Below are 14,245 nucleotides of genomic sequence, written 5' to 3'. Positions count from 1 at the left end.
GACAAATTCACCGCCCGCGCTTTACTCCCCCCGATCGAAGGAATATGTTCTCTCCGTGGACAAAGCCCCTCGGGGCTCTCCCGCCCTCCCGGGCGACGACACGACGACGTGCGCCACACGTGCACGCCTCTTGTCGTCCTCTCCCTCGGACACTGCTTTCAGAGAGGAATGCACTCCATGAAGTTCTCCCGCGGCATCACCACGCTGGCCGCCGCCGGCATCATCTCCCTCGGCCTCGCGGCCTGTTCCGCGAGCCCCGCCAACTCCGGAGGCGCCGCTGCCGGCGCCGGCGCGGAAGGCGACTGCACCGTCGGCATCTCGATGCCCACGCGCAGCCTCGAGCGCTGGATCAACGACGGCGAAGGCCTCCAGTCGCAGCTCGAGGGCGACGGCTGCACCGTCGACCTCCAGTACGCCGACAACAAGACCGATCAGCAGATCTCGCAGATCCAGAACCAGATCGCCGGCGGCTCCAAGATCCTGGTCATCGCCGCGATCGACGGCGAGGCGCTCGCGCCCGTCCTCGCCGAGGCGAAGAAGCAGAACGCCACCGTCATCGCCTACGACCGTCTCATCAACGGCACCGCGGACGTCGACTACTACGCGACCTTCGACAACTACAAGGTCGGCCAGCTCCAGGGCCAGTACATCGAGTCGACCCTCGACCTGAAGAACGCCGCGGGTCCCTTCACCCTCGAGCCCTTCGCCGGCAGCCCCGACGACAACAACGCGAAGTTCTTCTTCTCCGGCGCGTGGGACGTCCTGCAGCCCTACATCGAGAGCGGCAAGCTCACCGTCCCCTCGGGCAAGTCGCCCGCGTCGGACGACGACTGGGCCTCGATCGGCATCCAGGGCTGGGCCTCCGACAAGGCGCAGTCCGAGATGGACAACCGCCTCTCGTCCTTCTACACCGGCGGCCAGAAGGTCGACGTCGTGCTCTCCCCCAACGACAGCCTGGCCATCGGCATCGAGGCCTCGCTGAAGTCGGCCGGCTACACCCCCGGCGCCGACTACCCGGTCATCACCGGCCAGGACGCCGACAAGGCCAACGTCAAGGCGATCCTCGCCGACGAGCAGTCCATGACGGTCTGGAAGGACACCCGCACCCTCGGCGACCGCGTCTTCCAGATGGTGCAGTCGATCGTCGCGGGCGAGGAGCCCGAGGTCAACGACACCGAGACCTACGACAACGGCGAGAAGGTCGTCCCGTCCTACCTGCTGGAGCCGCAGGTCGTCACGAAGGACGACGTGCAGTCGGTCCTCGTCGACTCCGGCTTCCTCAAGGCCGGCGACGTCGGACTCTGATCCGTCGGGCGGGGGCGGGGAGGAGCGATCCTCCCCGCCCCCGCCTCCCCGTCCGCACACCACTCCCCCCCAACGAAGTGAGGCCCTGTTGGCCAGTCCCATCCTCATCATGCGCGACATCGTCAAGGAGTTCGGCGGCGGCGTCCGCGCCCTCGACGGCGTCTCGCTCTCGGTCCAGCCCGGCGAGGTCCACGCCATCTGCGGCGAGAACGGCGCCGGCAAGTCGACCCTGATGAAAGTCCTCTCCGGCGTGTACCCGTACGGCAGCTTCGAGGGCACCATCGAGTTCGAGGGCGAGGAGGCGCAGTACCGGTCGATCAACGACAGCGAGGCCGACGGCATCGTGATCATCCACCAGGAGCTCGCCCTCAGCCCCTACCTCTCCATCGCCGAGAACATCTTCCTCGGCAACGAGAAGTCGACCCGCGGCGTCATCAACTGGAACGCGACCAACGCGGAGGCGGCCAAGCTGCTCGCCCGCGTCGGCCTCGCCGAGAGCCCCGCGACCAAGATCCTCGAGCTGGGCGTCGGCAAGCAGCAGCTCGTCGAGATCGCCAAGGCCCTCGCCAAGGAGGTGAAGCTCCTCATCCTCGACGAGCCCACCGCCGCCCTCAACGACGAGGACAGCGACCACCTGCTCGGCCTGATCGACCAGCTCCGCAAGCAGGGCATCACCTGCATCATCATCAGCCACAAGCTGAAGGAGATCCGCGCCATCGCGGACACCGTCACGATCATCCGCGACGGCCGCACCATCGAGAGCTTCCCGATGGCGGGCGAGGAGGCGTCCGAGAGCCGGATCATCCGCGCGATGGTCGGCCGCGACCTCAACAGCATGTTCCCGCCGCGCGACCCGCAGATCGGCGAGGAGAAGCTGCGCGTCGAGAACTGGACGGTCCACCACCCGGTCGACATCAACCGCGTGGTCGTCGACGACGCCTCCTTCACCGTCCGCGCCGGCGAGATCGTCGGCTTCGCGGGCCTGATGGGCGCCGGACGCACCGAGCTCGCGATGAGCATCTTCGGGAGGAGCTACGGCACCGGCATCTCCGGCCGCGTCTACAAGGACGGCGAGGAGATCCAGACCCGCACCGTCGACGAGGCGATCCGCAACGGCCTCGCCTACGCGACCGAGGACCGCAAGCGCTACGGGCTCAACCTCATCGGCGACATCACCGTCAACGTCTCGGCCGCCGCGCTCTCGCGCCTGGCCCGGCTCGGCGTGATCGACAAGCACCGCGAGTACAAGGTCGCCGACTCGTACCGATCGAAGATGAACATCAAGGCGCCGACCGTCTCGGCCGTCACGGGGAAGCTCTCCGGCGGCAACCAGCAGAAGGTCGTCCTCTCGAAGTGGATCTTCTCCGGTCCCGACGTGCTGATCCTCGACGAGCCCACCCGCGGCATCGACGTGGGAGCCAAGTACGAGATCTACGGCATCATCAACGAGCTCGCGGCCCAGGGCAAGGCGGTCGTCGTCATCTCGTCCGAGCTGCCCGAGCTGATCGGCCTCGCCGACCGCATCTACACCATCTCCGAGGGACGGATCACGGGCGAGATCGATCGCGCCGACGCCACCCAGGAGCACCTCATGCACTACATGACCGCCGGAAAGGAACAGGCCCGATGAGCGCCACGACCACCACAGCGCCGGCGGACACGCCCGCCAACACGCCCTCCACCCCGCCCAAGCGCTCGCGCCGGCTGAACATCAACCTCCGCCAGTACGGCATCCTCGCCGCACTGGCCATCATCGTCCTGCTCTTCCAGGTGCTGACCGGCGGGCGCCTGCTCCTGCCCGGCAACGTCAACAACCTGATCCAGCAGAACGCCTACGTGCTGATCCTCGCGATCGGCATGGTGATGGTCATCATCGCCGGCCACATCGACCTCTCGGTCGGCTCGGTCGTGGCGATGGTCGGCGCCATCTCGGCGATCGCGATGAACAACTGGGGCCTGCCCTGGTGGGCGGCCGTCGTCGTCGCCCTCGTCACCGGCGCCGCCGTCGGAGCCTGGCAGGGCTTCTGGGTCGCCTTCGTCGGCATACCGGCGTTCATCGTGACCCTCGCGGGCATGCTGATCTTCCGCGGCTTCACCCTCGTCCTCCTCACCGGCGGAACGATCAACGGCCTCCCCACCGAGTTCACCGCGATCGGCGCCGGCTGGCTCCCGGGCGTCCTCGGCGGCATCGCCGGGCGCGACGCGCTCACCCTGGTCCTCGGCCTGATCGTCTGCGTCGTCCTCGTGGCTCAGCAGCTCCGCAGCCGCGCGACCCTCCGCCGCCTCGAGCTGCCCCGCGAGCCCATCGGCTCGCTGGTGGCGAAGTCGGCCATCGCCGTCATCGCGATCATGGCCCTCTCCTGGCTGCTCGCCGGCTACAGCGGAACCCCGATCATCCTGATCGTGCTCGCCGTGCTGATCCTCGCCTACAGCTTCGTGCTCGGCCGGACGGTCTTCGGCCGCCACATCTACGCGATGGGCGGCAACCTGTTCGCCGCGATGATGTCCGGCGTCAAGACGAAGTGGGTCAACTTCTTCATCTTCGTCAACATGGGCGCACTGGCCGGAGTCGCGGGCATCGTCAGCACCGCCCGCGCCGGCGGTGCGGTCGCCTCGGCCGGACAGAACTACGAGCTGGACGCGATCGCCGCGGTCTTCATCGGCGGCGCCGCCGTCCAGGGAGGCGTGGGCACCGTCGTCGGAGCCGTCATCGGCGGACTCGTGATGGGCGTGCTCAACATGGGCCTGTCCATCCTCTCGGTCGACGCAGCCTGGCAGATGGCGATCAAGGGCTTCGTGCTCCTGCTCGCGGTGGCGTTCGACATCTTCAACAAGCGCCGCGCCGGCGGCCGCTAGGCGAACGCCGGGCGCCGCCCAGCGGCGCTCCTCGTCCTTCTCTTCTACAGTTCTCGGGCGCGGCTTCTCCTCGGGGGAGCCGCGCCCGAGTGCATCCGAGACCCGTCGGGGTCCAGCGACAGGCAGGCGATCATGGCAGGAGCAGTCGGAGCCTCCAGCAACGCGCTGCTGCGCCGCACGAACCTCGCGAGCCTCGCGACGCTGGTGCACCGCTCCGGTCCCACCAGCCGCGCCGAGCTCGGCCGCCTCACCGGGCTGAACCGCTCCGCCGTCGCGAACCTGGTCGGCGAGCTGAGCGAGCTCGGCTGGGTGGCGGAGGAGACCACCGCACCGGACGGCCGCATCGGCCGCCCCAGCGCCACCGTCGTCCCCGGCGACCGGTTCGCGGCCGTGGGCGTCCACCTCGACACCGACGCGATCATCGTCGGCCTCGTCGGCCTGCACGGCGAGCTGCTGCGCCGCGTCCGCTTCGACACCCCCAAGCCCGCGAGCCCGGCCACGGTGGTCCGCGTCGTCACCGGCATCGTCGAGGGCTTCCGCTCCGAGCGGGAGTCGCTCCGCACGCTGGTCGGCGCGGGCGTCGCCGTCCCCGGCCTCGTCCAGGCCGACTCCGGCTTCGTCCACCGCGCCCCGCACCTGGGCTGGCGCGACGTCGACCTCGCCACCCAGCTGAGCCGCGCCCTCGACCTCCCGGTCGCCGTCGGCAACGACGCAACCCTCGGCGCCATCGGCGAGTCCCTCTTCGGAGCCGCGCACGGCGTGGCCGATGTCGTCTACGTCACCGGCGGCGCGGGCGGCATCGGCGGAGGAGTCATCATCGGCGGCGTCCCGCTCCAGGGCTCCTCGGGGTTCGCGGCCGAGCTGGGCCACACCCTCGTCGCCACGAACGGCCGCCTCTGCGGCTGCGGCCGGCGCGGCTGCCTCGAGGCCGAGGTCCGGATGCGCTCCCTCCTCGACGTCCTCGGCGCCCGCGTCCTCGACCAGGACGAGCTCGACATCGCCCTGGGCACCTCCCGCGACCCCGCCGTCCTGGGCGAGGTCGCCCGCCAGGTCGACCTGCTCTCGGAGGGCCTGTCCACCTACATCAACCTCTTCAACCCCACCGCGGTCGTGCTCGGCGGCTTCCTCGGCTCGCTGCTCACCGTCGACCGCGAGCGCCTCGCCGCCCGCGTCTCGGCCCGCGCCCTGAGCGACCTCGCGCGCGGCGTGCGGATCGAGCGCGCGGCCCTGCGCTCGAGGCTGGAACTCGTCGGCGCCGCGGAGCTACCCTGGCGGCGGGCGCTGGCGGATCCCGCCGCCGTCACCGGGGGCGCACAGCCGCCGGGTGGGAGCAGCAGCCGCGAGGACGCTCTGGGCGCCCGCGCCTGACCCCGGCACTCGAGTGCCGGCACCGCGTCGAGGAGGACGAGCATGGCCGACTGGAACGACACGATCATCGAGGAGTTCCGCGCGAACGGCGGGACCGTGACCACGGGCGGCTTCGGGAGGAGCCTCGTGCTGGTGCACCACCGCGGCGCCCGCTCCGGTGAGGAGCGCGTGACTCCGCTGATGGCGCTGCACCCCTCCGAGGACGTCTGGCTGCTCGCCGCGTCCGCCGCCGGTGCGCCGAAGCACCCCGCCTGGTTCCACAACACGATCGCCCACCCGGACCTGGCGATCGAGACCCCCGACGACGGCACCGTCGACGTCCGGGCGCGCGTCCTCGCCGGGGAGGAGCGCGACGCTGGCTGGGCCCGCTTCACCACCGCCTCCGCCGGCTTCCTCGACTACGAGAAGCGCACCACCCGCATCATCCCGGTCGTGGAGCTCACCCGCCGCTGACCGCGGCTCGTCAGCGCAGCAGCACGGGCACCGTGTCCGGCGTGCTCCAGCTCAGCGCGATCCGCTCGCGGAAGCCGCCGCTGCGCACCTCCGCCTCGAGCGCGTCGATCACCACGGGGAGCAGCGCGCGCCGCTCGATCAGCAGGTCGAGCACGAGCCGGTCGCCGGCCGTCAGCAGCACCGGGCCCGATCCGGGCAGCACCGCGATCCACTGGCACTCCCCCACCTGCACGCTCCGGTGCCGGCGGAGGCGTCGGAGCAGCTCGGGCAGCGCCTGCGGATCGAGGGCGGACACGTCGGCACGGAGGGCGATCACCCCGCGAGCGTGCCCGCGCCGGACGACCTCGCGCCGACCTCCCGGTGAACACCGCCCCTCCGCGGGACGCCGTCCGCGAGAACGACACGACAGGAGCCCGCCCCGCGGCGCACCGCACCCGGGAACGGAAGAAGCCCCCGACCGGACATCCGATCGGGGGCTTCTCCTCTGGTTCTCTCGAACCCGGTTCTCTCGAACTCCGGTTCTCGTGAAGTCTGGTGCGCGAGGGGGGAGTTGAACCCCCACGCCCTTTCGGGCACACGGACCTGAACCGTGCGCGTCTGCCTATTCCGCCACTCGCGCTCACCAGCGGCACCGAAGCGCCGACGAGAAATCGTAGCACCCCCCGGCCCCCGAGCCGAACCGGCGCTCACCGTCCCGGGCCGCCGCTCCCCCGGGAGCCGCCGCCGAGCCGCCCCGGTGAGAGCGCGCACACGGCAGTCCGGCCGCGAAACCACTGCGGAGGATCGCGCATCCAGACCATCCCAGTAACATGCCCGTAGCCGTGCGCGGCGCAGACCAAGAAGAGGAAGCGGCGACGGGCGCGCAGACATCTCGATCCGTGCGCGACCGCCGAGAAGGCGAAGAACCGGAAGATCGGAAGACTGTGGGCATACTGGACAACTTCGAGAAGGGACTCGAGCGCGTCGTCAACGGCGCGTTCGCGCGGACCTTCAAGTCGGGTCTGCAGCCGGTCGAGCTCGCCTCCGCCCTCCGCCGGGAGCTCGACACCTCCGCCGCCGTGGTCAGCCGCGACCGCATCCTCGTCCCCAACAGCCTCGTCCTGCGGATGTCCGCGACCGACCTCGACCGGATGCAGCGCCTCGGCGCCACCCTGATCGACGAGCTCACCACGGTCGCCACCGAGCACGCCACCAAGCAGGGCTTCCGCTTCCCCGGCCCGATCGACATCTCCCTCGCCGTCGATCCGGCGCTCAGCGACGGCATGGTCGAGGTCGACTCCCGCAGCGTGAAGGGCACCGTCGCCTACACGCCCGTCCTCGACATCGACGGCCGGCGCCACCCGATCACGAAGGCGCGCACCGTCATCGGCCGCGGCAGCGACGCCGACATCACCGTCGACGACTCGGGCACGTCCCGCAAGCACGTCGAGATCCTCTGGGACGGCTCCCGCGCCCAGGTGCACGACCTCGGGTCCACGAACGGCTCCAAGCTCGACGGCCGGCCCGTCACGCAGGCGCCCCTGGCCCCCGAGCAGACCATCACGATCGGGCGCACCTCGATCGTCTACCGCGTCGTGCAGGGCTCCGCGCCCGCACGCACCGACCGCCCGTCGTCCGGCAGGGCAGCCGGACGCGGCTCCGAGGGATTCTGGGACGACCGGCTATGAGCGAGCTCACTCTCTTCCTCCTGCGCATCGCGTTCCTCGCGCTGCTGTGGTTCTTCGTGTTCGGCATCGTCTACGCGCTGCGCTCCGACCTGTTCGGGCAGCGCGTGCGCAAGCTGCCGCCCGGCGCGCAGGCCGCGTCCCCCGAGGCCCCGTTCGTGACGGCGGCCCAGCCCGTGGTCGCCGCGGCCGCCGCGGCTCCCGCGCCCGCGCAGCCCGCCTCCCCGTCGGCCCCCTCGGCCCGGAGGAGCCGAGAGGCCGCCGCCGAGCGCGCCGAGCAGGGAGGCGCCGCCACGGTCCACACGGCGCAGCGCCTCGTGATCACCTCGGGCCCCAAGCGGGGCACCGAGCTCGAGCTGACCGGCGACCCGCTGACGATCGGCCGCTCCGCGGAGTCGACGCTGGTCATCCGCGACGACTACACCTCGACCCACCACGCCCGCCTGCTCCTCTGGAACGACGAGTGGATGATCCAGGACCTCGACTCCACCAACGGCACCTTCCTCGACGGCCGCCGCGTCGGCGCGCCCACCAAGGTGCCGCTGGACACGCCCGTGAAGGTCGGCACCACCACCTTCGAACTGCGGCGGTCGTAGCGCGTGGCCCCCACTCCGGAGAGCGGCTCCGGCCACGGCGCGGTGCGCGAGAGCGCCGCCGTCTCGCACGTCGGCAGGATCCGCTCGAACAACCAGGACTCCGGCTACGCGGGCCGGCAGCTCTTCGTCGTCGCCGACGGCATGGGCGGCCACGCGGGCGGCGACGTCGCCTCCTCCATCGCGATCAAGCGCATCGCGGAGGCCGACCGCGTCTACGCCTCCACCTACGAGGCCGAGGACGAGCTCAAGCGCACCCTGCTGGCGGCCAACACCCTGCTGGCCGACGCCGTCGTCGACCACCCCGAGCTCACCGGCATGGGCACCACCGTCAGCGCGATCGCCCGCGTCGGCGAGTCGGTGGCGATCGCGCACATCGGCGACTCCCGCATCTACGTCCTCCGCGACGGCCGGCTCGAGCAGGTCACGACCGACCACACCTTCGTGCAGCGCCTCGTCGACTCCGGCCGCATCACGGAGGAGGAGGCGATGACGCATCCGCGCCGCTCCGTCCTGATGCGGGTCCTCGGCGACGTGCACACCAACCCCGAGATCGACACGCTCACGCTCGAGACCGAGCCGCACGACCGCTGGCTGATCTGCTCCGACGGCCTCTCCGGCGTCGTCCCGCACGACGAGATCCTCAAGGAGCTCAGCCGCGACGAGACCGCCCAGCAGGTGGCCGACCGCCTGATCCGCGACAGCCTCTCGCACGGCGCCCCGGACAACGTCACCGTCGTCGTCCTCGACATCCCCGGGGCGGGCGACACCGCGCGCATCCTCGCCCCCGTGGAGGAGCCGGTGGTCGTCGGATCCGCCGCCGCACCCACGCCCTTCAGCACCGACGACTCGCAGAACCGCGTCCGGATCCCCGGCCTCCGCCTGCACACCCGGGCTCCCGCCGCGCAGGGCCCCACCCACTTCGAGCCCGCGTCCGAGGACTACCTCGACGAGCTGATCGAGGAGGACCGCCGCCGGCACCTGCGCCGCCGCATCACCTGGCTCGTCGGCCTGTCCCTCGTGCTGATCATCGGATTCCTCGGGATCCTCTTCGCCTACGACTGGACACAGTCCCGCTTCTACGTCGGCACCGACGGGGACACCGTGATCATCTACCAGGGCATCCAGCAGTCGGTCGGCCCGCTCTCGCTCTCGGAGGTGAAGGAGGACACGGGCATCCCGCTCGACTCCCTCCGCGCCTACGACGTCGAGCAGCTGGAGCAGACGATCAGCGCCGACTCCTACGCCGGCGCGGTCGACATCGTCGAGCGCCTCACGGACGCGAACGGAGCACCATGACGGACGCCGCCACGGCCACCGCCCGCCCCGCCCCCGAGCGGCAGGGCTTCTTCCGCCAGAAGCTGCGCAATCTCGAGCTCCTGCTCCTGATCGGCGCATGCCTGATCGACGCCGGCGCGATCGTGCTCGTGCAGCTCGGCGCCCTCGGCTCGATCGACACCACGCTGGTCTCGCTGGGCGCCGGCCTCTCGGCGCTCGTGCTCGCCGTGCACGTCGTGCTGCGCTTCGCGGCCCCGGCGGCCGACCCCTTCCTCCTCCCGATCGCCACCGTGCTGAACGGCCTGGGCGTCGCCGAGATCTACCGGATCGACATCGCCGACGGCGCGACCGGCTGGGAGTCGGTGGCGGTGCGGCAGATCTTCTGGAGCGCCCTGGCCGTCGTGGCGGCGATCGTGGTGCTGCTGGTCATCCGCAACCACCGCGTGCTGTTCCGCTACACCTACGTCGCCGGGTTCGCGGCGATCGTGCTGCTCCTCCTGCCGCTCCTGCCCTTCATCGGCCGCGAGGTCAGCGGCGCGCGCGTCTGGATCGGGATCGGCGACGTGGCGAGCTTCCAGCCCGGCGAGATCGCCAAGATCGCCCTCGCGGTCTTCTTCGCCGGCTACCTCGTGCGCAACCGCGACTCCCTCTCGATGGTGGGCCGCACCGTCCTCGGTATGCGCTTCCCGCGCCTGCGCGACCTCGGCCCGATCCTGGTGGTCTGGGCGGTCACGATGGGCGTCATCGTCTTCCAGCGCGACCTGGGGACGGCGCTGCTCTACTTCGGCCTGTTCCTGGTCATGCTCTACGTCGCGACCGGCCGCACCGGCTGGGTCCTCATCGGCGTCGGCCTGTTCCTCGGCGGCGCGCTGCTGGCGAGCCAGACGCTCGACTACGTGGGCAACCGCTTCGCCAACTGGCTCGAGCCCTTCAGCGCCGAGCGCTACGGGGCGGATCCGGGCGGCAGCTACCAGCTCGTGCAGGGCCTCTTCGGCCTCGCGCACGGCGGACTGCTCGGCACGGGCCTCGGCCAGGGGATGCCGGATCTCACGCCGGTCCCGCAGTCCGACTACATCATCGCCAGCCTCGGCGAGGAGCTGGGCCTCGCCGGGCTCTTCGCGATCTTCGGCCTCTACCTCCTGCTGGTCTCGCGCGGGTTCCGCATCGGCTTCGCCGGGCAGGACGACTTCGGGCGCCTCCTGGGAGTCGGCCTCTCGTTCGTGATCGCCCTGCAGTGCTTCATCGTCATCGGAGGCGTCACCCGCGTCATCCCGCTGACCGGCCTGACCACGCCGTTCCTCGCCGCCGGCGGCTCCTCCCTCGTGGCGAACTGGATGATCGTGGCGGTGCTGCTGCGCCTGTCCGACACAGTCCGCAGTCAGCCTCGTCTGGTGGTGTGATCCGTCGATGAACCGAGAACTCAAACGGGTGAGCCTCGTCGTGCTGACGATGTTCGTGGCCCTCTTCCTCTCCACCACCACCATCCAGGTGATCCAGGCCGACTCCCTCGACGAGGACGGCCGCAACACGCGGACCCTCTACGAGAGCTTCTCGACCGAACGCGGCGCGATCCTCGCCGGCGGTCAGCCGATCGCCTCCTCGACGCCGTCGGACGACCTCTACAAGTTCCAGCGGCAGTACGCGAACGGCCCGCTCTACTCCGCCGTGACCGGCTACTTCACCCTGAACCAGGGCACCACCGGCATCGAGCGCACGCTCAACGACTACCTCTCGGGCACCTCGAACTCGCAGTTCTTCGACGAGATCAACAACCTCGTCACGGGCCAGGACCCGAAGGGCGCGTCGGTCGAGCTCTCGATCGACCCGGTCGCCCAGCAGGCCGCCTTCGACGCGCTCGGCGACTACACGGGGGCCGTCGTCGTGACGGAGCCGGCCACCGGACGCATCCTCGCGATGGTCTCGAAGCCCACCTTCGATCCCACCGCGCTGGCCTCCCACGACACCGACGACGTCCTCGCCGCCTACCGGGCGCTGAACGACGACTCCTCCGAGCCCCTCGTGAACCGTGCGATCGGCGGCTCGCTCAACCCGCCCGGCTCCGTCTTCAAGCTCGTCGTGGCCTCGGCCGCCCTCGAGTCCGGCCGCTTCACGGCCGACTCGAGCTTCCCCAACGTCGAGTCGTACACGCTGCCCGGCTCCTCGTCGCAGGTGATCAACTCCGGAGGCGGTCTCTGCGGCTCCGGAGAGACGGTCACGCTGGCCACCGCCGTCTCGCTCTCCTGCAACGTCCCGATGGCCGAGATGGGCGTGCAGCTGGGAGCGGACGCGATCCGCTCGCAGGCCGAGAAGTTCGGCTTCGACACCGAGCTCGAGATCCCGATGTCGGTCGAGGCGAGCACCTACCCGACGAAGACGGACGACGCCCAGACGGCCCTCACCGCCTTCGGACAGTACGAGGTGCGTGCGACGCCGCTGCAGATCGCCATGGTCTCCGCGGCGATCGCGAACGGCGGCGAGGTGATGCAGCCGAACCTGGTCGACTCGATCCGCTCGCAGGACCTCAGCGTGCTGCAGCAGTTCCAGGAGAAGTCGCTCGGCCGGGCGGTGAGCACGCAGACCGCGGACGCCGTCAAGGCGATGATGGTCGCCAGCGTCCAGGGCGGCGCGGCGACGAATGCAACAATAGGGGGCGTCACTGTGGCCGGTAAGACCGGTACCGCCGAGAACGGCGGGGACGACCCGTACACCCTCTGGTTCACCGGCTTCGCGCCTGCGGACGACCCGCAGTACGCCATCACCGTGCTCGTGGAGAACGGTGGAGGGCTCGGCCAGACCGGGTACGGCAACCTGATCGCCGCACCCATCGGACAACAGGTACTAGAGGCGGTGCTGAACAAATGAGACCCACGACAGGCCTCACCTTCGGGGGACGCTACGAGCTGCAGTCCCGGATCGCCATCGGCGGCATGGGAGAGGTGTGGCAGGCGACCGATCTGGTCATCGGCCGCACCATCGCGATCAAGATCCTGAAGGACGAGTACCTCGGCGACCCCGGCTTCCTCGAGCGCTTCCGCGCCGAGGCCCGCCACGCGGCGCTGGTCAACCACGAGGGCATCGCCAACGTCTACGACTACGGCGAGGAGGACGGGTCGGCCTACCTGGTCATGGAGCTCGTCCCCGGCGAGGCGCTCTCGACCGTCCTCGAGCGCGAGCGCGTCCTCTCGACCGACAAGGTCCTCGACATCGTCGCGCAGACCGCGCTCGCCCTGCACGCCGCGCACGCCGCGGGCCTCGTGCACCGCGACGTGAAGCCGGGCAACCTGCTCATCACGCCGGACGGCCGCGTCAAGATCACCGACTTCGGCATCGCGCGCATCGCCGACCAGGTCCCGCTGACGGCGACCGGGCAGGTCATGGGCACGGTCCAGTACCTGTCCCCGGAGCAGGCGAGCGGCCAGCCCGCCTCCCCCGCCACCGACATCTACTCGCTGGGCATCGTCGCGTACGAGTGCCTGGCCGGGCGCCGCCCCTTCACGGGCGAGTCGCAGGTCGCCATCGCGATGGCGCAGATCAACGACACCCCGCCGGAGCTGCCGGTCACGGTCGCGGAGCCGGTGCGCAACCTCGTCTACTCCTGCATCGCCAAGAAGCCGGCCGACCGCCCCGCCACCGCCGCGCACCTCGCGCGGGCGGCCCAGGCGCTGCGCTCGGGCGACGTGCGCGGAGCGGCGCTGGCCGTCCCCGCGGTCCTCAGCGACCTGCCCGCGACGCAGGCGACCACGGTCCTCCCCTCCAACCAGGGCGCGACGCAGGCGACCACGGTGCTCCCCTCCGGCGCGCCCGCGGCCGCGGCCGCCGCTCCGTTCGTGCCGATCGAGGATCCGCTCGAGCCGGCCGAGGAGCCGCGTCGCCGCAGCCCCTGGACCTGGCCGCTGATCGCCCTCATCGTGATCCTCGCCGTCGTCATCGCGGGCACGATCTTCGCCCTGACGACCGGCGGGAGCAGCGACCCGGCCGCCTCCCCCACCGCGCCGACCAGCACGGCCCCGTCGCCGACGCCGTCCGAGACTCCGAGTCCCACGCCGACGCCGACCTCGAACACGGTCGTCATCGACAAGGCCGACTACGTCGGGCGCTCCTTCGACGACGTCGAGACCGAGCTCGAGGCCCTGGGCATGGGCGTCCGCCGCGCGGACGGTCCGAGCGCCCCCACCGCCGAGCAGGTCGGACTCGTCGAGGACGTGAACCCCACCGCGAACGTGGTGAAGGGCACGACCATCGAGGTCTCCGTCTTCACCGAGGTCGCGACCCCGGACGCACCGACCGCCGTGCCGACCGTCACCCCCGCCGCCTCCAGCGTCGAGGCGGGCGCGACGTTCAACGTCACCTGGAGCAACTACAACCAGTGCCCGAGCGGAACCTCCGTGAGCGGTTACCGGGTGACCGCGACCGGTGAGGGCGCGAGCGTGACGAGCACCAACCCGTCGAACTCGACGACCGCGACGATCCAGGCCGGCACCACGGCGGGCACGATCGACGTCACGTACACCGTGCTCTGCGGCGAGTCGGAGTCGGCGGCCTCGCCCACCCTCTCCGTCACCGTCGAGGAGCCGGCTCCGACCCCGGCGCCGACCCCCACCTCGAAGGCCACCTCGACGCCCACCCCCTCCGAGTAGCGGCGGCGCGCCGGCTCGGGGCACTGCTCCGGCCCGGCGCCTCGCGGCCGTCGCGTCGCGCCCCCGCCCGGAACACCAGGGGCCCATAGGT

General features: G+C 70.9%; 12 protein-coding genes and 1 tRNA gene. 11 read left to right on the top strand and 2 right to left on the bottom strand.

All coding sequences use genetic code 11. The features are described 5' to 3' along the window. The first annotated feature begins 177 nt into the window (after positions 1–177). The 5 genes from chvE to C5B93_RS05235 all read left to right on the top strand — a co-directional run bounded on the left by chvE (position 178) and on the right by C5B93_RS05235 (position 5,982). Positions 178–1,305 carry a multiple monosaccharide ABC transporter substrate-binding protein gene (chvE, locus tag C5B93_RS05255; RefSeq protein WP_374952918.1) on the top strand — a complete coding sequence of 376 codons (1,128 nt, stop codon included), beginning with the start codon at positions 178–180 and terminating at the stop codon, positions 1,303–1,305. 109 nt (positions 1,306–1,414) lie between these two features. Continuing rightward, positions 1,415–2,935, top strand: coding sequence for a multiple monosaccharide ABC transporter ATP-binding protein (gene mmsA / locus C5B93_RS05250; protein WP_104222653.1), 1,521 nt, complete (start codon positions 1,415–1,417; stop codon positions 2,933–2,935). Continuing rightward, positions 2,932–4,161, top strand: a complete 1,230-nt coding sequence (gene mmsB / locus C5B93_RS05245; protein ID WP_104291955.1) for a multiple monosaccharide ABC transporter permease — start codon at positions 2,932–2,934, stop codon at positions 4,159–4,161. The genes mmsA and mmsB overlap by 4 nt, the downstream gene beginning before the upstream one ends. Before the next feature lie 132 nt (positions 4,162–4,293). After that, positions 4,294–5,529: an ROK family transcriptional regulator gene (locus C5B93_RS05240; RefSeq protein ID WP_104222655.1), complete on the top strand. Its 1,236-nt coding sequence runs from the start codon at positions 4,294–4,296 to the stop codon at positions 5,527–5,529. Positions 5,530–5,571: 42 nt separating this feature from the next. Then, positions 5,572–5,982, top strand: a complete 411-nt coding sequence (locus C5B93_RS05235; protein WP_104255652.1) for a nitroreductase/quinone reductase family protein — start codon at positions 5,572–5,574, stop codon at positions 5,980–5,982. Between the two features lie 10 nt (positions 5,983–5,992). On the opposite strand, the gene C5B93_RS05230 is transcribed toward C5B93_RS05235, so the two are convergent. Together C5B93_RS05230 and C5B93_RS05225 are read right to left on the bottom strand one after the other, a co-directional pair. Then, a complete protein-coding gene (locus tag C5B93_RS05230; protein WP_104291954.1) occupies positions 5,993–6,298 on the bottom strand; it encodes a hypothetical protein in 306 nt (101 codons plus the stop codon). A gap of 216 nt (positions 6,299–6,514) precedes the next feature. Beyond that, a tRNA-Leu gene (locus C5B93_RS05225) sits at positions 6,515–6,601 on the bottom strand. A 304-nt stretch (positions 6,602–6,905) separates the two neighbouring features. Between C5B93_RS05225 and C5B93_RS05220 the strand changes: the two genes are divergently transcribed. Genes C5B93_RS05220 through C5B93_RS05195 form a run of 6 tightly spaced genes read left to right on the top strand, consistent with a single transcriptional unit; the run spans position 6,906 to position 14,154 of the window. Continuing rightward, positions 6,906–7,649: a DUF3662 and FHA domain-containing protein gene (locus C5B93_RS05220; protein WP_104225775.1), complete on the top strand. Its 744-nt coding sequence runs from the start codon at positions 6,906–6,908 to the stop codon at positions 7,647–7,649. Next, positions 7,646–8,242 carry an FHA domain-containing protein gene (locus C5B93_RS05215; RefSeq protein ID WP_104255650.1) on the top strand — a complete coding sequence of 199 codons (597 nt, stop codon included), beginning with the start codon at positions 7,646–7,648 and terminating at the stop codon, positions 8,240–8,242. The genes C5B93_RS05220 and C5B93_RS05215 overlap by 4 nt, the downstream gene beginning before the upstream one ends. A 3-nt stretch (positions 8,243–8,245) precedes the next feature. Next, positions 8,246–9,538 (top strand): Stp1/IreP family PP2C-type Ser/Thr phosphatase, encoded by a 1,293-nt coding sequence (locus tag C5B93_RS05210; protein WP_244229533.1) that lies wholly within the window; start codon positions 8,246–8,248, stop codon positions 9,536–9,538. Next, complete coding sequence (locus tag C5B93_RS05205; protein ID WP_104291953.1) at positions 9,535–10,917, top strand: FtsW/RodA/SpoVE family cell cycle protein; 1,383 nt, start codon at positions 9,535–9,537, stop codon at positions 10,915–10,917. Before C5B93_RS05210 ends, C5B93_RS05205 begins: the two co-directional genes overlap by 4 nt. A 7-nt stretch (positions 10,918–10,924) precedes the next feature. Further along, on the top strand, positions 10,925–12,379 hold the full coding sequence (locus C5B93_RS05200) for a penicillin-binding protein 2 (RefSeq protein WP_104232999.1): 1,455 nt from the start codon (positions 10,925–10,927) through the stop codon (positions 12,377–12,379). Beyond that, positions 12,376–14,154, top strand: coding sequence for a protein kinase (locus C5B93_RS05195; protein ID WP_104291952.1), 1,779 nt, complete (start codon positions 12,376–12,378; stop codon positions 14,152–14,154). The genes C5B93_RS05200 and C5B93_RS05195 overlap by 4 nt, the downstream gene beginning before the upstream one ends. Positions 14,155–14,245 lie beyond the last annotated feature (91 nt).

The sequence above is a fragment of the Rathayibacter sp. AY1A2 genome (assembly GCF_002930935.1).
Taxonomy (GTDB): domain Bacteria; phylum Actinomycetota; class Actinomycetes; order Actinomycetales; family Microbacteriaceae; genus Rathayibacter.
The sequence above is the reverse complement of the archived record's forward strand: the minus strand, read 5'-3'. Positions and strand labels throughout refer to the sequence as shown.